Origin of the sequence: Psychroflexus gondwanensis ACAM 44, from assembly GCF_000355905.1 — a bacterium.
GTDB classification, from domain to species: domain Bacteria; phylum Bacteroidota; class Bacteroidia; order Flavobacteriales; family Flavobacteriaceae; genus Psychroflexus; species Psychroflexus gondwanensis.
This window is the reverse complement of record NZ_APLF01000002.1, coordinates 127472-147864: the sequence shown is the minus strand read 5'-3', so window position 1 is coordinate 147864 and position 20393 is coordinate 127472. Positions and strand designations below refer to the sequence as shown.

Here is a 20393-nt window from a genome sequence, read left to right as displayed (position 1 = left end):
AAAGTTCACCTCAACCTCCATCTTGAATTATAAGGTCTAACTGAAGTCGGCGTGAAAAATTCTGCTAAACCTTCTGTTACTTGATAAATAACTTTTTAAAGTCATGTTCATAAAAAAGGCCTGTAAGTTTTACTAGGCCTTTTTTATGAACTTCTGATTTTCTTATTCTATAACTACCTTAGATGTTCTTTTCCCTTCATTAGTTATCACTTTTACGACGTATAAACCACTAGATAATGTTGTGGTGTCTACAAAGGATTCTGTGGTGGATAAAACCAATTGCCCTAAGTTGTTATATAGACTTAAGTTCTGCAGCTCATCATTGGTATCTAGTCTTACTTTAAAATGTGTTCTTGCAGGATTTGGGAAAATATTTAATTTTTCATTTCCAAAGAATTCATTTACACTTAAAACTTCTTCATTAATAAGTCCATCACGAGTATTACTTCCTTTGTAACCATTGCTTAATATTTTACTTTTATCAAAAGGAATGTTTAAGTTGTACGTATTTACATAAGACATGTCTACACCACCGCCAAATGTTAGTGTATTTGAGTTTGCTGTAAGATCCATCATTCCATCATTATCAATATCACCTAGGACAGCTCCATTCAAGAAAGTAAATCCTTCAGGACGCAATGGAAAACCTTCTATTTCTCCACTTCCATCTGTTGAATAAGCATGTATATATCCAAATCCCTCAGCATCAGTCATTGTACTCGAAAAAATAATATCCCAAACTCCATCATCGTTTACATCTCCTATGGTCAGCACCCCTTCATTACCTCCATATTTTTCAATAGGAAAATTAGAAAGATTACCACCGCTTGGAGTTAAACCATAGATAGTAGGTAAGTCTGTTTCATCATTACTCGTATTTCTATCTGCCATAAAAATCTCATAAGTTTCATCGCCATCAAGGTCTACAACAGTAGGGGTAGAATAGGTCCACCCATTGGTAGCAATTGGCCAACCTGGAAAATAAGTTGCATCGTGATTTAACACATAAAAGCCTGGGCTATCTCCATGGTTAGCACCAACAATCTCTAAAGTCTCATCGCCATCTAGATCAACTAACATAGGAGATTGATAACTGTATCGAACAGCAGCGTCCACTAAAGGAAACCCATCTAAAATAACTCCTTGACTGTTGAAAGCATACATTCCAGCTGAAGATGCAGCAATCACAACATCATTACTGCCATCATTATCTATATCACCAATGGAAGGAGTAAATGCAGGAGTTGCAGGAACTTCAACAGGCCAATTTTCGTTAATTTCTGAACCATCTATATTTAAAGCATGTACAAAACCTTGTGAGCTCCCAAAGCGTTCGCCTGTAATAATATCTAAAGTTCCATCACCATCTAGATCTGCAATGGCAGGAGCATTAATCATCCACTTATCATTAAAAGTAATAGGCCAGCCAGGCAAATCATCTCCATTATTATCAGTTACATACACCCTTCCAACAGTGGTTGGATAACCTGTATTGACTATGATTTCTGGAGAACCATCTCCATCTAAATCTGCAATTGAAGGCGGAAGTAAAATAAGGCCCTCTACTTCTTTTTCAAATAGTATAGATCCGTCACCGCTTATTGCAAATAGTGTTGTATTAATACCATATATAACCTCCTCTGTTCCATCACCATTTAAATCTGCTAAAGTCACACCTCTAGAATTTTTTACTATTGGACTCGCAGGCCTTCCAAAAGTGAAAAGGAGTTCTAGATCTATAGTAGATACCCTGCTTTGAGGAATTTCAATTTCTGAAACTGAAATAGTCCCATCTTCATTTAACATAGCTTTTTTCCCCATTCTATTTTGTGAAAAAAGGGAGGTCACCCCTAATAATAAAATAAATACAGTTAGTAATTTTTTAATTTTCATGTGCTTTTGATTTGGAATGATAAGTAATTTGCTCTAAAATAACCATCAATTTGTTAACTAAAGATTAATTTATCAAATTATATGTTAAAAAAGTATTCAATATTGGACTTAAATTACAGCTTAAGTTTAAATTCATAAGAAAATAATTACTCCAAAATATTACTAAGAGCTTTTATTTCCTCAAGCTGGATTTTGGTTGCGTTAGCTTAAACTTATACGATATCAAGCTTTAGTGAAAAAGTTCACCTCAACATCCATCTTGAATTATAAGGTCTAACTGAAGTCGGCGTGAAAAATTAAGATTTTGGCAAAGTAGAACTAAAGTATTAAAGGTTTTTAAAAAACAAACAGATTCCTCGTCGAAGTAAAAAACTTCTCTGTTGGGATGACATTTCGCAAGTGTCATTCTGAAGGAGCATTTTCAGCGACTGAAGAATCTCTCCCTATGGAAAACATAAAAATTACGTGTTGAAATAAAAAGAGATTCCTCGTCGAAGTAAAAAAACTTCTCTGTTGGAATGACATTGGTGAATTGGTGGCTGAGTGACCCGCTTTTTTGTAGCGGGGTGTATCGAAGCCAGGTTGAGATAGATCTTTTCAACATTCAGAACATCACCTATAAAGATTCCGCATCGCGGCTACCGCCTTGCACGGAATGAAGAGATTCCTCGTCGAAGCAAAACAACTTCTCTGTCGGAATGACATTTCGCTACTGTCGTTCTGTAGGCTTGAAATTAACCTGAAATAAAAAGACTAGAAGATAACTTCTAGTCTTTTCTATAAACAAATTCAGAAGAAATTTTATTCCTCCATCTCTCTGTTTTTGACGTATTTCTCTAGCCATTGATCTTGCTCCCATAACATATGCATGATACTTTCTTTCGCAGCATAACCGTGACTTTCTTTTGGTAACATAACCAATCTTGCGGGAGCCCCAAGCCCTTTTAAGGCGTTGAAATAGCGCTCACTTTGCATAGGATAGGTTCCTGAATTATTATCGGCTTGTCCATGAATAAGCAATAAGGGTGTTTTCATCTTGTGCGCATTCATAAAAGGAGACATGGTATTATAAACCTCTGGTGATTCCCAGTAATTACGTTCTTCGGACTGGAAACCAAAGGGCGTTAACGTTCGGTTATAAGCTCCACTCCGAGCGATACCTGCAGCAAAAAGATCTGAATGTGACAATAAATTGGCTGTCATAAACGCCCCATAACTATGTCCTCCAACAGCTACTTTATTTCTGTCGATATAGCCTAGCTCATCCACAGCGTCGATAGCTGCTTTGGCGTTGGCGACCAATTGAGTTTTGAAGCTGTCGTTAGGTTGCTCCTCCCCTTCTCCAATAATAGGAAAAGCCGCATCGTCCAAGACTACATAACCTCTGTTGACCCAGTAAATTGGTGAGCCGTAGTATGGATAGGTAAATTCTTTGCTACTAGAGGTCACTTGAGAAGCACTATTTTTATCCTTATACTCCCGTGGATAAGCCCACATCAACATTGGCATTTTTTCTTTCTTCTCTTTAACATAGCCTACTGGAAGATACAAGGTAGCAGAAAGCTCAAGACCATCATCACGCTTGTAAGTAATAACTTCTTTATCTACATTTTGTATGGCCTTAAATGGATTTTCGAAATTTGAAATTTGCTCTAAACTTCCGGTTTTATAATTTCTAAAGTAGTAATTTGGGAATTCATTACTACTTTCTAATCTAGTCAGAATCAAGCCTTTTTTAACATCAATCATATTCACGAAAGACTCTAAATAGTCGGACTCTTTAACTTGAAAAAGGCGTTTACTGGTTTTAGATTTCAAATCATATTCATCTACAAAAGGAAATTTTCCTTCTTCTGAATACCCTTCTCCAGTAAGCGTTAGTTTTCCATTCAAAATCTGTAAGACAGATTGATTCAATTTATTTTTTGTGGTTACAAAACTCCCTGGATCATCGTAGGTATTTTGATAATTTCTTTCGTTAAAAAGTACAGCCTCCGCTTCTGAATTGGAGGGATTAAAAATACTAGTTCTCACAGTTCTCGTATTCCACCAGTATTCACTTAAGACAGCAGTGGTTTTATCTCCCCACGTTATTCCTGAAAAACGCAATTTAGTTTTGGCTAAATCCTCTTTTTTAGCATTAAAAGGTGCTTTTAATTGATAAACTTCATCTCTAAACTCTACTTCCTTATCGGCATCTCCATCGTCTAGAGCTTCTACCCAAACTAGGGTTGCTGGTTGGTCATCTCTCCAAGACATATTCCTAGGACCTGTTCTGGTAGACATAAATCCTTTGGGCATTTCTTCCATGAGGGGGATATCTGCAATAACGTGAGCTAAGTCACCGTCTGCATTATAAATTGTGTGTGAAGTTGGAAATCTACCGTAAGTTACTATATAAGAAAATGGCTTTTTAATTTCTGAAACCATCACATAGTTACCATCTGGAGAAATAGACATACTTCCATACATCGCCGCTGGTTTCCAAAGACTTTGGTTACCTTCTAAATCTACTTTATGAATTTCTGAAGTCGCCAAAACTTCAAAATTAAATTCATCAACCTTGTTCTTTAAAAGATCCTGATAAGTTCTGTTTTGAGCCTCAACACCTGCTTCATTTACAGAAACCGTGGGTCCCGTTAGGATTTTATTATCTGCATCAATCAGATTTTGTCGCTTTTCTGGTAACGTCTTAACCAAAATACCAGATTCGTCTGACAACCATGCCAATGTAGTCCCCAAATTTCCATTAACCACAGCAGCTGTCAACCGACTAGCAGATTTATTTTTATAATCGATGACCCATAATTCGTTCCCTGTAGATAGAGTATTTGTGAATGCTATATAATTGTAGTTTGGTGACCAATTGATATTTGAAATCTTAGGATTGGCAGGTAAATTTTGTATCTCAAATTCTTTTTTCTTACTAGGATCAAATAATTTCAAATCCACATAAAAACGGGTACGACTTGAGATATTTGTTTTAGGATTTATTCTTAATCCAGCCAGTCTTAGCTCATCTTCGGCTAGATCTTCAATAGTTTGGTATTGATTCCTATAAATAAGTAAAGCCTTGCTCCCATTGGGATTTATGCTCATAGAGGGTGGCATAGGTGCATCTGCAAGTTCAAGGATGTTTTTGTGGGGCTGCTGGTAGTTTAAATCCAATTGACCAAAGCCTATTAAAGGCAAAAGGGCACACAGTAGTAATAATTTATTTTTCATAGCATGTGATAATAGTTGACTCTAAATTTATACAAACTAGAACTAATTGTCAAATATTTCTTTTGTTACTTCAAGAGTATTAACATTTAACACTCCTTGTTTTAGTAAGGTTATGTAAATGAATATATTGTGAAAAAAAATTCATGCTTAAAGTTTTATTTTCCTCCTTACTATTATTTATAAATTTTACTGGAGTTTCTCAGATTTTGGAAGATGATTTTGAAGGGAATTCGACCATATCGACATGGTATGCAGATAATGCTTCTATGGATATAAACTTCGGTAATCCATTTACAGATTCATCAAATCTTTCTTCTACAGTATTGAGATATCAAGATGCAGGTGGAGAATTTGCCAATATTGGGTTTGATAGTTCTTCTGCTATTCTCTTAGATCAAAATTCAACCTTTAGCTTGAAGATTTATGTTCACTCCCCATCTCTAACAGGAAATCAAACCAATCAAATTTCTTTGAAACTTCAAAATAGAAATCAGTCTGCTCCATGGTCCACCCAAAGTGAAATTATAAAAACAATAGAATTGGATCAATGGCAAACTGTAAGTTTTAGTTTTTTTCAAGATGAATATATCAATTTGAACCCTGATTCTCCAGAACCATTAACCAGGACCGATTTCAATCGAGTGGTGCTTCAACTTAATGGCGAAAACAATACCAACGAAATAACTGCCTATATAGATGATTTCTATTTTGAAGGCGCAGATAGTCAAGATGAACCCGGAAATCCAAATGATCCTGTCTACGATGAATTAGTATGGTCTGATGAGTTTGATACAGACGGTGCCATAAATACAAATAAATGGTTCCATCAAACTGAATTACCTTTTGGTGACTCTTGGTTCAATGGAGAAATACAACACTATACAGATAGAATTGAGAATACGTTTGTTGAAGATGGCAACTTGAACTTGGTTGCTAAAAACGAAACCTTTACAGACCAGGGAGTGACTAAGGAATACACTTCTGCCCGACTCAACTCCAAATTTGCTTTTACCTACGGACGGGTTGAAGTGAGAGCGAAATTACCTACAGGTGTTGGTACTTGGCCTGCTATCTGGCTGCTCGGTCAAAATATACAGGAAACTGGTGGATATTGGGATAACCAAGGCTTTGGAACTACCCCATGGCCAGCCTGTGGGGAAATAGATATTATGGAGCATTGGGGCGATAACCAGAATTATATCTCAAGTGCATTACACACCCCTTCTAGCTTTGGAAACACCTCTAATGTTGGAGGGCAAGTTATTCCAACGGCTTCAACAGCTTTTCATAATTACGTTCTAGACTGGTATCCAGACCGCATGGTGTTTAGTGTAGATGGAAATGTGCATTATACATATCAGCCAGACGTGCAAAACGATGAGACTTGGCCTTTCTACCAAGACCAATACATCTTATTAAACACTGCAATACAATCCATTATAGATCCTAACTTTACACAAAGTACCATGGAAATAGATTACGTTAGGATATACCAAGAAAGTAGCTTAGGAATTAGTGAAGTGAACTCTGAGTTGAAACTAAACATTTATCCAAACCCTGCTCAAAATCAAACCACTATCCTTTCTCCAAAGGAGGCTCTCGGACAAGAAGTTTTTATATATAATCTTCTAGGTCAACTTATTAATAATTTTGTCCTCAACTCTCAAAGCACAAGTATTGACACCTCAAATTGGACGTCTGGGGTATATTTATTACAAAGAAGAGGACAACGAACAACAGAGACTTATAAAATTATTAAAGAATAAGTTAGAAATCTTATGAAAATGATTGACTATTTAATTTGCAGACCAGATTTGGTTTTTTGAAAGGTCATAACATTATAATTTTTTATGTAAAATTCTACATTAGAGAATGAATCTTAGTTAGAATAAGTCAGCAGTTCTGAAATTGTGGAGTCAGAATCTATAAATTTTCGTAGACTATAAATTCCTATACTATGGTTTCTATTCTCTTGGATTAGAACATGCTTTCAATTTAAAATTTTGACTCTTCTTTATTCACTGGTAGTAATGCCAATCAAATTAATTTGAAATTTCAAAATAGACATCAGTTTGCTTTCTGCCTTTCGATTTCTATTTAGTAGTAAAAATCGGTAAGATTATCAGGTAGATATCATGCCGATGTGATGAACTCATTTATAGTTCATTTGAAATATAATGACTTCGTAAGCTATTTTACTAAAACTTTAATTGTTTATAGGCTATGATGACCGAGGATTTAACGTCCTATTACGATAAAGCTTATAGATATAAACTATTTTTATAGAATTAATAAATTATTAATTAAATATAATACTATGTCGAAGGATTTTAAGCTTAAAACGATAAACCCTGCAACGGGTAAAAATATCAAACACTATGATACAATGTCTGATAGTGAGATGAATAAGGCTGTAGACGCTTGTCATAAAGCTTTTTTAGACTGGAAATTGATGCCTACGGTAGATCGAGCAATAATCATTAAAAATATAGGTAAAAAATTAGCTGAACATAAGGACGAGCTCGCCAAACTTATGACTCAGGAGATGGGGAAATTAGAAAAAGAAGCCAAACCAGAAGTTGATCTTTGTTCAGCAATATGCGACTATACTGCTGAAACTGGTCCAGAGGCTCTTAAAGACGAGGAAAGAATATTACCAGAAGGCGGCAAAGGATTTATTACTTATTCTCCACTTGGAGTAATTTACGGAATACAGCCATGGAATTTCCCTGCTTACCAGGTAGTGAGATATTCTATTGCTAATCTTATGGCAGGTAACGGAGTCCTATTAAAACATGCTGAAAACGTTACTGGAAGTGCGTTGCTATTGGAAAAGATATATTTAGAAGCAGGATTACCTGAAAATTTATTTAAAGTATTATTGATCTCTCACGATCAAAGTGATGCGGTAATAGAAAATGATCATGTACGCGGAGTTACTCTAACTGGAAGTCCGGGAGCTGGAAGAATCATTGGAGAAAAATCTGCTAAAGCTTTAAAAAAGACTGTATTGGAACTTGGTAGTAACGATGCTTATGTCGTACTAGAAGATGCTGATATTGATCTAGCAGTTAAAACCTGCGTTATCGGAAGACTTTTTAATAATGGACAAACCTGTATTGCCGCTAAAAGATTTATAGTTGTTGAGGCGGTATATGATAAATTTAAAGATGCTTTTGTACAGCAGATGAAGAACATCAAACATGGAGACCCTACTCTAGAAGACAGTGATCTTGGACCTATGGCCCGAAAAGATCTTAGAGACGAATTACATGAGCAGGTCAAAAAAAGTGTTGAAAAAGGAGCGAAAATATTATGTGGAGGTAAAATGCCAGAAGGCGAGGGATACTATTATCCCGCCACTGTTCTAGACAACATAAAACCCGGACAACCAGCATATGATGACGAGCTGTTTGGACCTGTAGCTTCTCTCATAAAAGCAAAAGATACCGATGATGCAATGAGAATTGCTAATGATAGTAGATATGGTCTTGGAGGGGGAATTTTTTCCAAAGATGAAGATAAGGCTAAAGAATTGGCTCAAAAACATTTTGATACGGGGATGATATTTATCAATTCCTTTGGAATGGCAAAACCTAATATGCCATTTGGAGGTGTTAAAGATTCAGGTTATGGAAGAGAACACGGTGGCTTTGGACTCAAAGAATTTGTAAATGTTAAATCAGTATTGTTTGCATAATCAATCCGAATTCTTAGAAAATAAAAAAGGAGCAACTAGCGTTGCTCCTTTTTTATTGAACTACCTTCAATAAAATATAAATCGTGTCTTTACTGACAACTTCAAATTGAGTTTCTAGAGCTTATGGTTTTTAGAGAATAAAGTACAAATCACAGGGAGACATAAAAGTATTAAGGAATAAATTAAAAACTCTCGCGAGTATCGGCAACATAACTCACTTTCCAGCCAGATTTAGTTTTCAATAAAGTCATGACATTAGTTCCTCTATGAGATAATTTTCCATTAACGTAAAATTCATACGGCAGAGTGAATTGTGCCAAATGTTCTGAAATTATGGAGTCAGAATCTATAATTTTTTCAAAAATTGTAACCTCCTCAGGCATAGACTTAATCCCCTCTATAAATTCCTTTGCAGTTTGAGAAGAAATTGTAACCGAATCTCCCAGTTTTAAACTATGAATCTTCATGTCATGAACCGTCAAAATCTCCAGAGCCTCATGGTCTTTAGAATTTAAAGCTTCAAAGAAAGCATTCACAACCTCTTCAGGATTTTGAGCCAAAGTTGCAAAGGACGTTACCGAAGAAAAGATAACTAAAATGAATTTAAACATAATTGATAGGTTTTTTTTATAAATATAGGACATTTCAAACTCCAGCAAATTTTATAAATGTTGCGGCTATTTTCTTTTGAATTTAGGGACAACTCGCCTTATCTTTCCCCTGAATTAACTTAATACCTATGAAAATACTTGGTATTTCAGGCTCGGCTAGTCGGTATAGTAGTAATTACTACCTTCTTAAAGCTATACAAAGTTACGCTGAAGGTGAGCATGCTATGAGCGTTTATGATCTCTTACCAAACTTTGAATTGTTTACCCCAGATAGACTTAAAAATGGAGTCCCACAACATATTCAAATATTTAAAAACCAAGTACTCGACGCTGATGCTATCATTATTTGCACACCAGAATACACCCATAATATCCCAGCTGTCTTAAAAAATATGATAGAATGGTGTACCGCCTCTGGCGAATTTGCTCATAAAAGAATCTTGCCCATTACCTTCACACCTATAGCTCCTAGAGGTGAATTTGCGATGTCCTCTTTACTGATGTCGTTACAAACAATGGATGCTAAAGTCGTTTCTCAACTCCCGCTTTATAAAACCGATGTGGATATTGAGCACGAGCAAATTATACTTCCCGAAGACATCCGTGACATCATTGGAGCTGCTCTAGAGTTATTTTAAAATATTATTTTAAATTGGCAGTTATATAAATGAAAATTTAATCTATCAATAACCAACTCATTCTATGAAAATAATTTATTTAATCGCTCTTTTAATATGTGCTAATACTTTCTCTCAGGACTTCTTATCCATTGAAGAAGCCATGAAAAATGCAAGTAATAAAAATGAAACCTTCAAAGAGTACAGCGTTTTTGAGCATTCTACTCAAAAGATAAATTCTTCACTTAGGGAGATTGCCCCAGACATCCAGTCTATTTCTGTGAGTAAATCTGCTCTTTCAACTATTCAAAAAGAAACACCAGAATTTATTCATTTTTATGTTTACCATGAAGATGATACCCTGTCGGTTAAAATGCAAAGACACCAAGTTTTAACAGATGACTTTAAAGTTCGTAACCAAGACGACAAGGTTTTAAAATATAAACCAGGATTATATTACCGTGGAATAGTTAATAATGACTTTAAATCTTTAGCTGTTTTTAGTTTTTTCGATGAAACTTTGAATGGAATAATTTCAAGCCCATCTAATGGTAATAGAATTGTAGCGCAGCTTCGTAATAAAAATCAATATGTCATATACAACGATGCGAAAATGACTGTAAGCCAAGATTTTACTTGTCAAGTAGATGAGATTGAACAATTTGGAGATTTAGTCCCTCAGACAGATTTTTCAAATAGCACTTCTGCCTCAGCAAATTGCGTTAGAGTATTTTATGAACTGACGAATGATATTTATGTTAATAATTCTTCATCTACTAGTTCAACTTTAAACTGGTTAACATCGGTGCATAACATTGTTGCAACTTTGTATAGTGATTCCAATATTCCAACTGCATTAAGTGAAGCCTTAATTTGGCAAGTTGAAGATCCCTATACAGGTGACAATTTAGATAAATTGACTTATTTCAGACAGAACAGGATTGCATTTAATGGTGATCTAGCTCACCTCTTAGATTTGCCAGTAACTGGTGGTGTAGCTTATATAAATAGTTTGTGTCAGAATTTTAACTATGTCTTTTCAGGTCTCTCTTTAAATTATCAAGAGTTACCTACTTATTCATGGACAGTAAATGTTGTATCGCACGAGATGGGACATTCTCTTGGATCACCTCATACTCATGCGTGTTTTTGGAATGGGGACAATACAGCTATTGATTCCTGTGGTCCAAATAATGGGTATTCAGAAGGCTGCGATGATGCCGATATACCATCAGAAGGTGGTACTATAATGAGCTATTGCCATCTTGATGCCACTGGTATGAACCTTGCCTTGGGATTTCATCCACAGGTTGAAGCTTATATGAACAATAATATCGACACAAAATCATGTCTTGGCACTGACTGCATTGATTCATGCACGAGAACCATTGCTGGAGTGACTGTAAACCAATCCAATGAAAACTCTTTTATCGTAAATATCGATGATGTTATCTCTAACTCTTGGATTTATAGAATTTACGAACAAAACACAACACCTGGTTCTTTCAATACTATTAATAGCAATTCAATCCTATTTGACGATGATGTAAAGCCCAACACTTATTATGTAATTCAAGTGGGTAATAATTGCTCCAACGGTAATGTGGGAGGATCATTTCAATCAAATTATCTAACTGACGATGATTGGTGTTCTGGTAGAATATTTACAGATACAGGTGGTTTAAATGGTAATTATCCAAGCAATCAGAATTTCCTAAAAACATTCTATCCTGAAGATTCAGCGAATAAGATTAGTTTTACTATAAATGATTTTGATCTTGAAGATGGAGCTGATTTTATGACGATTTACGATGGAGAATCTATCAACTCTCCTATATTTTTGGATGGTGAGAATCTTACTGGAAATAATTTAACGACAACTTATTTTGAAGCTTCCAATAACACTGGTGCTATTACAGTAAGTTTTACATCCAACTTTGCAAATGCTAATAATTCTGGCTGGGAGATTTTAGTTTCTTGTGAAACTCTATCAACACTAGAATTCTCTGAAGACGATATCTCTATATATCCAAACCCTTTCAATGATAAATTATTCATCACTTCTAAAGTAGATTTCGATAAAGTATTAATCTATGATATAAATGGTAAGCAAGTTTATAAGAAGAACCTAAAGTCTCAAACCGAAAATGATCTCAACTTAAATCAGTTGAATACAGGCCTCTACTTTCTTAAGTTAATCAACAAAGACGCTTCTTATATAAAAAGAATCCTCAAAAGATAACTTGAAATTCGTTTTTTAGAAATTCAAAACGTATTGTCTTTAATAATTAAAAGTATGATCCCCGTATTATTTATAAGCTGCCTTTAAGCTTATAAATAATACGGGGATTTTATTTATGCTAATTTCATTTAGCTGTATTTTACACTAACTATGGTCTCAAGGTGTATAGAATAATTAAAAGGACATTTTCTTCCAAATATTCCTAAGGCTAGGTTGTAGGTTTCAAAAGAAGAAAATTAATCAAATTTATAAAGCTCAATTATTGCAAAAAAATTAATTTAAAATCTCAAGTAAGCGCGACCAAGCCATTTCTCTAGCCTGGCTATTTTCCAAAGAGGCGTCTGGTTGAGCACCACTTCTCATAAAACCATGCCCGCCACCCAGATAAATTTCATAATCATAAAAGTTCCCAAGTTGATTCATACCTTCTTCTGTTTGTGGTATTGTTACATTTACTCTAGCATCGTTACCTCCATAAAATGCGTACACAGGAACTTGAATTTTAGCTAGGTCTGCTTTATCTTTTGGAGCAGTACCGTAAAAGACAATGGCCTCTTCTAAATCTGGATTGTGAGTAGCATACCTAAAACTTTGTGAACCACCCCAACAAAACCCAACAACAGAAACTTCTCCATTTCCTGCTGGGATAGATTTAGCATAGTCGAAGGCAGCATCCAAATCTGAAGTCACCTGTTTCGGGTCCAATTCATATAAGGCAGTACGAGCAGCATCAGAATTTTCAAAATCGCTGGTTTTGGACATATTTTCTGAAGTGTTGGATAACAAATCTGGTGCTACAGAGATAAATCCCTCGGCAGCCATCTCATCTGCAAAACGTCTTGCCCAGTCGTTTAACCCTCTATTTTCATGAATGACTAGGATTACCTTTGCTTTTTGGGATACTTCTGGATAAACGACAAAGTTGTATAAGGTGCGCCCATCATTCTCCAATTCTACCCATTCGTGATGTCTAGGTGACTTTTCTAAGACTTCTAGATCTGATTGCGCTGATATTGTAAGGCTAATAAACAGCAAGCCAATTGTCAAAATTTTTGAAACCATCATTTCTATGATTTAAGTTCAATTTTTAAGTTAAAATAGTCAACAAATTTAGATCCATACTACCGAAGCGCCCATAAGGCTCCTAAAGCAATCATAATAGCGAGTCCATAACTCAGCAAGGTCCCAATAAGCACATATTCTGTTAACTTTCTGTCCTTAGATCTAGATAGATCGCTAAAGCGAAATATAGATTTAGCTGCAATCAAAAACCCTATACCAGCCCAATACCCCATAACTACAAATCCAAAAATAAACAAACGCTCTAAGATCCCTATATATAAGCCTGCCTTCTCCAAGGCTTCACCTTCAAAGGTCATAAGATCCCATTTGGATAAAGCTACTTTCAAAATGACAGCTGATACGGAAGTAAGCATTATAAAAGCTAAAATCCATATAATCCAATGCTCTGAAGGATTTAAAAAGCGAATCCAATTGATGTCAAAATAAAGCCCTAATGCCCCTACAAGGATAAGAAGATGCAGCAATTGATCTCCAAAAAAAAGATAGGAAGCCGGTACTCGATGCTTTAGTTTAATTTTAATGACATCTATGATTAAATGACTTAATCCAATAGCTACTATGACCGGAATTAATTTGACCTTGAAGGCCGTGAAGACAAACATCAAAAGGAAATGAATACCTATATGCATCCATAAGTAGATAGACTTCAATCCTTTTTCTTCTTTATCTTTTACCCACTTGGTAGTTTGCAAGACAAAATCTCCCAAAAAATGTGCTAATAAGAATTGAAGTAAAGTCGTTATCATTGTCTCATCATAATTGAGTTGTAATACTTCAATAAACTTTGAATCTCCTTATATCCAGCCTTCTGAAGCGTAAAACTTATTGTACTTGGCGACTTTTTGAGCAGTTTTGCAATTTGCTTTTGAGTATACTCTGGATGTTCCAAGATAACTTTAAGAGTCACTGCATCCACACTTGACCAAGCATTGAAGGTAAGCAAACCCAAATCCAGCATCAAATTCAAAATTTTATCTTGCTGTTCATCCCCAGTGTTTACAGCTAAATGATCCGATTTTAAATTTTCAAAACACTCCCCCGACCTGTAGAATGCTTCACCTTGCTCCTCTGTTATTTTACCAATAGGTCCTTTTGAATTTCCTATGCCTATAGCCATTCTTACATCTAGAGCATTAAATTGCTTAATACAGGCTTTTATATATAAACATGCTTCTAAACTAGACTCTGTGTTGGTCTTTAATTGAAAGCTATCTCCTCTATAAACTTCCCAGTCTTCAGAAGAATTTCCATACCTATTCAAGGCATTCTTTAAAGACTCAAGCCAATCTGAAGCTTTACCTTCTCTAGAATTAATAATATCTCCAGTGATTACAGCAATCATAAAATCTATTTTGAATAGTATAAAAATACTAAAATATTCGATATATACATCGGATTATTGGTTATTCGTTGTATGTATCGAATTATCTATTATTCGATACATACAACGTATTTAATGAGATTCTATTCCAAAATTAAATCCAAAGTTTAAGTTGTAGCTTAGTCAATTAGACGAAGGATAAAGCATTGATTTAATATCGAAAATAAGCCAATAGACTTATCTACTTCTGTTTTACAAATAGAAATTCTATATTTAATCACATTTTAAAACACGACCTAATGACCAAAAAAGCGAACGAATTTCAAGTCACTTCCAAAATAAATTTAAAAAAAATCCCCACTTCATTAATTCTAGAAAAAAGTGATAAAAAAATGGAAAAAGAGTTAAAAAAAGTAAGGAGAGAATTGGGTGATTTGCAGAATATACTTTACGCTTATGGAAAATATTCTGTGCTTGTTTGTATACAAGGGATGGATACTTCAGGCAAAGATAGCTTAATTCGTGAGGTGTTTAAAGACTTCAACATTAGAGGGGTTATTGCTCATAGTTTCAAAAAACCTACAAAATTGGAGCTTAAGCATGATTTCCTTTGGAGACATTATAAAGCTTTACCTGATCGTGGAAAGTATGCCGTCTTCAACCGTTCACATTACGAAAATATTATTATCGCAAGGGTTCATCCAGAAATTATTCTCCGCGAAAACATTCCACACATCAATTCTGTTGAAGATATCACTGAAGAATTTTGGACAAAAAGAATTCATCAAATTAAAAATTTTGAAAATACCATCAGCAGTAATGGGTGTATCATCTTCAAATTTTACTTGCACATTTCTAAAGAGGAACAAAAACGTAGACTCTTGAGGAGATTAAATAAGCCAAACAAAAACTGGAAATTCGCCCCTGAAGATATGGAAGAGCGCAAATTATGGGAGGAGTATATTCAAAATTATGAGAAAGCTATTAATGAAACTTCCACAAAAAATGCTCCATGGTATGTCATCCCTTCAGATCATAAAGATCAAGCCCGGCTATTAGTTGCTAAGATTTTAAAAGAAAAAATGTCGACTTACAAGGATATCCAAAATCCAAGCTTGCCTCCTCATCTGGAAATGAAGCTAGATGAATACAAAAAAATATTAAAAGAGTAATACCTCTAAAAGTGTATGATACTGGATAAACGCATTTAAAACTAAATGTACAAGGTCAGTTTTAAGTTGATGCGTTGTACCTTATATTTGTAGCAGATCTTAGTCTTTATGAAAACTCAAATTCTCATATTGTTTATTCTTGTATTTAAAATTAGCTATTCTCAATCCTTGTTTGGAGAGGATAAGGTAATCACAAAAAGCTTATCAGAACGCTGGGAATTGGACGATGAACATAAAAATGGAACCTTTAAGCTAACGTATTACAATCCTTTGTATGTTTTACCTACACGATGGTCCAACAACCCAAATCAACTTCCACAAAGTGAAAACCCAGATAATAGCTTTGAAGAGCCTCAAAACTATAATCAGGTAGAAGCCAAATTTCAATTGAGTTTAAAAACTAAGCTCATCCAATCCTTCTTATTTGGTCATGGTGATTTATGGTTGGGTTACACTCAGCTAGCAAATTGGCAAGTTTACAACGACCCTATCTCAAGACCTTTTAGAGAATTAAATTATGAGCCTGAACTCATCGTCAACTTCCCACTCAACATCAATCTACTTGGGCTGGATTTGAAAATGGCTGGTTTTGCCTTAAATCATCAATCCAATGGTAGAGATTTACCAAGATCTAGAAGCTGGAATAGATTCATCTTCCATGCAGCTTTCGAAAGAGATAACTTTCAAATGTACCTAAGACCCTGGATAAGAATAGAAAGTTCAGACAGGGACGACAACCCTTCAATAGAAAATTATATAGGTCGTCTGGAAGCCACTTTTATCTATAATATAAATAAGCATAGCTTATCACTTATAGGGAAAAATGCAATGGATTTTGATGAAAACCGAGGGAGTTTGGAGTTCAACTATTTGTATTCAGTAAAATCTAATCTTAGACTTCACTTACAAGTATTTACAGGCTATGGAGAAACCTTGATCGATTATAATCACAAACAAACAACCATTGGTCTTGGGGTTTCCTTTATAGACTGGTAAAAACGGGTGACTCATTTTTTTATTAAACCCGGCTGTGAATATTTTAAGGTTAGGTTCAGGGGAAAAAAAGGGCTCAAATATATTCGTAAGCTAGGTTAAAATCACTCTTATTTTATGCTTTGCTTTTCTAAAAACAAAGCAGATCTCATGAATAATTCTTTTGCGCAGGATTAAAACGTACCTTTGCAATTAATTATAGAAATGACCTCTGATACTATAGATTGTCATTTCAAAAAAACACTCTATGTCATTTAAGTCATTAGGACTCTCCGAAGCCCTTGTGAAAGCTGTAAGCGCACAAGGCTACGATACCCCAACACCTATTCAAGAAAAATCGATCCCTGCAGTATTAGAAGGGAAAGATGTTTTGGCGTCTGCCCAAACAGGGACAGGTAAAACCGCAGGTTTTACTTTACCTCTTCTCCAATTGTTATCTCAAACACCACCTTTAAGAAATAGACCTGTTCGTTCATTAATTTTAACTCCGACCCGAGAGTTGGCAGCCCAAGTTCATCAAAGCGTAAAAGACTACGGCAAATTTGTTGATTTAAGATCTACCGTTATTTTCGGTGGTGTCAATCAAAAATCTCAAGTCTCTACTCTTAGAAATGGAGTAGATGTTTTAGTTGCAACGCCTGGTCGACTTATAGATTTGAACAACCAGGGTTTATTATCTCTAGCTAAGGTTGAAATCCTAGTTTTGGATGAGGCAGACCGTATGCTAGATATGGGCTTTTTGAGAGATATCAAAAAAATTATGGGACTTATCCCAAAGCAAAGACAAACTCTATTGTTCTCTGCGACATTTTCTAGAGAAATAAGATCTCTAGCGAATGAGTTTTTGAAAAATCCCGTATCGGTGGAGTCCACTCCAGAAAATACAACTGTGGAAGCTATTGAGCAGCAAGTCTATCGCGTTGCTAAAGAAAAGAAAACAGACCTGTTAATAAAACTAATTTCTGAAGGGAATTGGGAGCAAGTTCTTGTGTTTTCAAGAACTAAACACGGCGCTAACAAATTAGCTAAAAAATTGGAAGCGGCTAAAATTGGAGCTGCAGCTATTCATGGTAATAAAAGTCAAGGCGCTAGAACTAAAGCCCTAGCGGGTTTTAAAAGTGGTAGCGTAAAAGTATTAGTAGCCACAGACATCGCTTCTCGTGGACTGGATATTCCTTTATTACCCTATGTCGTCAATTTTGAATTACCAAATGTATCTGAAGATTACGTGCATAGAATTGGGAGAACAGGAAGAGCTGGTGCTAGTGGACTTGCCGTTTCTCTAGTAAGTGCAGACGAAACTGTATTTTTAAAAGATATTGAAAAGCTAATTGGTGATAAAATCCCCATGGATATTCTTGAAGGTTTTGAGCCAGACCCTAACGCTTCCACAAAACCTTTTAATCCTCAACAGCGAGGAAGAAAACCGCAATCCAATTCTCGTTCTGGACAATCTAATAGACCTCAAAGAGAGAGATCTGGAAGCTCTAGACAAAACTCGAACAAGCCAAAGCGGTAAACTTTATAAAAGGGAAATATGAGCGCTCAAAAGAATAACCCTTTACACGGCATTACTTTAGAGCAAATCTTAACCGATTTGGAAGCATTTTATGGCTGGAAATACCTTGGAGAACACATCAATATTCGCTGTTTTAAAGAAAACCCTTCTGTAAAATCTAGCCTGAAGTTTCTTCGTAAAACCCCTTGGGCAAGAACTAAAGTAGAGCAGCTATATCTGAAGTTTCAAAAAGAAATTAATGGGTAAAGCTCCACCAGAATATTGGCTTAGGGGCTCTATTGAAGGTATTCCCGATTTATTACAGCCTGCTGCTCATGCCTTGTTACAGTCCAAACTAGAAGTATACAAATATACTAAATCATTCGATGAAACCTTACTTTGGAAAATGCCTCACAGTCGAGCAAGTGTTGGATTTCACTTACAGCATATCGCTGGAGTTTTAGACAGAATGTTATCCTACGCTCAAGAAAAAAATTTATCTGAAGTTCAACTTAAGGAATTAAAAAATGAAGGTGTCCCTAATGCTAAAATCACAACACATACCTTATGTCGTAATTTTGATGCAAAGGTGGAAGAGGCAATAGACTATTTTAAAAAGCTTCACAATACCGATTTAACCAGTAAGCGAAGTGTTGGCAGACAAGAATTACCCTCTACCCTTATTGGTGTTTTATTTCATGCTGCTGAACATAGTCAACGTCATATTGGACAGCTTCTGTTCACTGTAAGTGTACTTCAAACTGAAGATAATGAGGAGAAATCTGCTCTCCTGTAGTTCTTATAATTAAGCTTTTCTATGCTTTAATTGAAGTCCGTAGAGAAAATTTCTTAAGTATTGGTCCATAAGTTCTTTGTATTGAGGTTGAGTAGGTCTCCTTAAAAAAGCACTTAACTCGTGCTTACTCACTTTTTTTCCTGCTAATTGATAAAGCTCAATAACATCGTCTGACTTTAGTTGAAAGGCTATTTTTAATTTTTTAAGGACATCATTATTATTCAAAAAAGTCTCTGGTTCTGGTTGAGGACCCTCTTTTTTTCCACGATTATCAATAATAAGTCCATTTAAGAAGATGGCAAGCATCTTATCTTCCATTTCCACGTAAGCCTCATCTTCCTCATCTTTCAACCAATCGCTCACTTCTGCCCTAGTAACTTCCTTGCTCCCCATGGCAAAAAGAGACATCATTTTGGAATCGGAATAATCGAATGTATAGCGGAGTCGTCGCAAAATATCATTAGTGGTCATAATTCATCATTTAAATAAGCCTAGAAGTCTCCTTCTCTTGCATTTGTTATATAATAGTGGTCAAAAATAAAGAAGCCTATAAGAAGATATCCATATTTTTCTGAAATATATGTAAACTTGCAGAGTTATTTTTTTCATGTACATACAACTACTTAAACACTTATCCAAGGATATTGAGCTCACACCTGATGAAGAACAGGAGTTCCTCAGCATATTGGAGCATCATACTTTTTTAAAAAAAAGCCTACTTATACAGCCTGGCCAAAAAGTTACCAAGGAATATTATGTGCTCAAAGGTTGCTTAAAAGCCTATTATCTGGATAAAGCTGGACAAAAGCATATTCTGCAATTTGCAATAGAAGATTGGTGGATCAGTGATTTTGAGGCATTTTTTAATGCCCATCCAGCTCAATTGTATGTGGAATGTATTGAGGACAGCGAAGTTTTAAGTCTTGACAAATCGGTTTTAGAGGATTTGTACTTTAGAATCCCGAAATTCGAGCGTTTTTTCAGACTTAAAATCACTAAAGCCTTTGTAGCCCTAAGAAACCGAATTCTTTCTACACTTCAAAAAGATAGCAAAACGCAGTATTTAGAATTTTGTGAGCAATATCCAAATCTTCAAGGCAGAGTCGCCAATTATCATATTGCCAACTACCTCGGCATTACACCCGAAAGTTTAAGTAGAATACGAAAAGGACTTTACTAATTTATGGTATTGAATTCATACCTAGCACTTTAATATAGGCGGATTAACATACATTAACGCAA

The 20393-nt window shown here is 35.3% G+C and carries 17 protein-coding genes; 10 read left to right on the top strand and 7 right to left on the bottom strand.

Annotated elements, in window-relative coordinates; genetic code table 11:
* Window positions 1–162: 162 nt before the first annotated feature.
* Together PGOND44_RS02015 and PGOND44_RS02010 are read right to left on the bottom strand one after the other, a co-directional pair.
* Entirely contained in the window at window positions 163–1893 is a 1731-nt protein-coding gene (locus PGOND44_RS02015) for a T9SS type A sorting domain-containing protein (protein WP_003435623.1), read from the bottom strand.
* Between the two features lie 801 nt (window positions 1894–2694).
* A complete protein-coding gene (locus tag PGOND44_RS02010) occupies window positions 2695–5118 on the bottom strand; it encodes a S9 family peptidase (protein WP_040555677.1) in 2424 nt (807 codons plus the stop codon).
* 143 nt (window positions 5119–5261) lie between these two features.
* Here PGOND44_RS02010 and PGOND44_RS02005 point away from each other — a divergent pair, with 143 nt between their 5' ends.
* Window positions 5262–6884, top strand: coding sequence for a family 16 glycosylhydrolase (locus tag PGOND44_RS02005; RefSeq protein WP_003435620.1), 1623 nt, complete (start codon window positions 5262–5264; stop codon window positions 6882–6884).
* A gap of 551 nt (window positions 6885–7435) precedes the next feature.
* Window positions 7436–8818: an NAD-dependent succinate-semialdehyde dehydrogenase gene (locus PGOND44_RS02000; protein WP_003435618.1), complete on the top strand. Its 1383-nt coding sequence runs from the start codon at window positions 7436–7438 to the stop codon at window positions 8816–8818.
* A gap of 182 nt (window positions 8819–9000) precedes the next feature.
* Here the strand turns inward: PGOND44_RS02000 and PGOND44_RS01995 are convergent, their stop codons facing one another.
* A complete protein-coding gene (locus PGOND44_RS01995) occupies window positions 9001–9429 on the bottom strand; it encodes a hypothetical protein (protein WP_003435616.1) in 429 nt (142 codons plus the stop codon).
* A gap of 128 nt (window positions 9430–9557) precedes the next feature.
* Between PGOND44_RS01995 and PGOND44_RS01990 the strand changes: the two genes are divergently transcribed.
* Window positions 9558–10067, top strand: a complete 510-nt coding sequence (locus PGOND44_RS01990) for an NADPH-dependent FMN reductase (protein ID WP_003435614.1) — start codon at window positions 9558–9560, stop codon at window positions 10065–10067.
* Between the two features lie 64 nt (window positions 10068–10131).
* On the top strand, window positions 10132–12288 hold the full coding sequence (locus PGOND44_RS01985; RefSeq protein WP_003435612.1) for a T9SS type A sorting domain-containing protein: 2157 nt from the start codon (window positions 10132–10134) through the stop codon (window positions 12286–12288).
* A 273-nt stretch (window positions 12289–12561) separates the two neighbouring features.
* Here PGOND44_RS01985 and PGOND44_RS01980 read toward each other — a convergent pair whose 3' ends face one another.
* From PGOND44_RS01980 to PGOND44_RS01970, 3 genes are read right to left on the bottom strand one after another with little or no spacing between them, the layout of a single operon-like run.
* Window positions 12562–13353 carry a dienelactone hydrolase family protein gene (locus PGOND44_RS01980; RefSeq protein WP_003435610.1) on the bottom strand — a complete coding sequence of 264 codons (792 nt, stop codon included), beginning with the start codon at window positions 13351–13353 and terminating at the stop codon, window positions 12562–12564.
* A gap of 56 nt (window positions 13354–13409) precedes the next feature.
* Window positions 13410–14117 (bottom strand): DUF3307 domain-containing protein, encoded by a 708-nt coding sequence (locus tag PGOND44_RS01975; RefSeq protein WP_003435608.1) that lies wholly within the window; start codon window positions 14115–14117, stop codon window positions 13410–13412.
* Window positions 14114–14713: a hypothetical protein gene (locus PGOND44_RS01970; protein WP_003435604.1), complete on the bottom strand. Its 600-nt coding sequence runs from the start codon at window positions 14711–14713 to the stop codon at window positions 14114–14116. The genes PGOND44_RS01975 and PGOND44_RS01970 overlap by 4 nt, the downstream gene beginning before the upstream one ends.
* A gap of 278 nt (window positions 14714–14991) precedes the next feature.
* On the opposite strand from PGOND44_RS01970, the gene PGOND44_RS01965 reads away from it, so the two are divergent.
* From PGOND44_RS01965 to PGOND44_RS01945, 5 genes are all read left to right on the top strand, one after another.
* Complete coding sequence (locus PGOND44_RS01965) at window positions 14992–15864, top strand: PPK2 family polyphosphate kinase (RefSeq protein ID WP_003435601.1); 873 nt, start codon at window positions 14992–14994, stop codon at window positions 15862–15864.
* A 108-nt stretch (window positions 15865–15972) separates the two neighbouring features.
* Entirely contained in the window at window positions 15973–16860 is an 888-nt protein-coding gene (locus PGOND44_RS01960) for a phospholipase A (RefSeq protein WP_003435598.1), read from the top strand.
* 244 nt (window positions 16861–17104) lie between these two features.
* Window positions 17105–18376: a DEAD/DEAH box helicase gene (locus tag PGOND44_RS01955; protein WP_003435596.1), complete on the top strand. Its 1272-nt coding sequence runs from the start codon at window positions 17105–17107 to the stop codon at window positions 18374–18376.
* Between the two features lie 18 nt (window positions 18377–18394).
* Window positions 18395–18622 (top strand): VF530 family protein, encoded by a 228-nt coding sequence (locus PGOND44_RS01950; RefSeq protein ID WP_003435594.1) that lies wholly within the window; start codon window positions 18395–18397, stop codon window positions 18620–18622.
* The gene (locus tag PGOND44_RS01945; RefSeq protein WP_003435591.1) at window positions 18615–19151 is read left to right on the top strand and encodes a DinB family protein; all 537 of its coding nucleotides are present in this window, start codon (window positions 18615–18617) and stop codon (window positions 19149–19151) included. The genes PGOND44_RS01950 and PGOND44_RS01945 overlap by 8 nt, the downstream gene beginning before the upstream one ends.
* Window positions 19152–19160: 9 nt before the next feature.
* On the opposite strand, the gene PGOND44_RS01940 is transcribed toward PGOND44_RS01945, so the two are convergent.
* Complete coding sequence (locus PGOND44_RS01940; RefSeq protein WP_003435589.1) at window positions 19161–19622, bottom strand: YehS family protein; 462 nt, start codon at window positions 19620–19622, stop codon at window positions 19161–19163.
* A gap of 136 nt (window positions 19623–19758) precedes the next feature.
* On the opposite strand from PGOND44_RS01940, the gene PGOND44_RS01935 reads away from it, so the two are divergent.
* Window positions 19759–20331, top strand: a complete 573-nt coding sequence (locus PGOND44_RS01935) for a Crp/Fnr family transcriptional regulator (RefSeq protein WP_003435588.1) — start codon at window positions 19759–19761, stop codon at window positions 20329–20331.
* The last annotated feature ends 62 nt before the right edge of the window (window positions 20332–20393 follow it).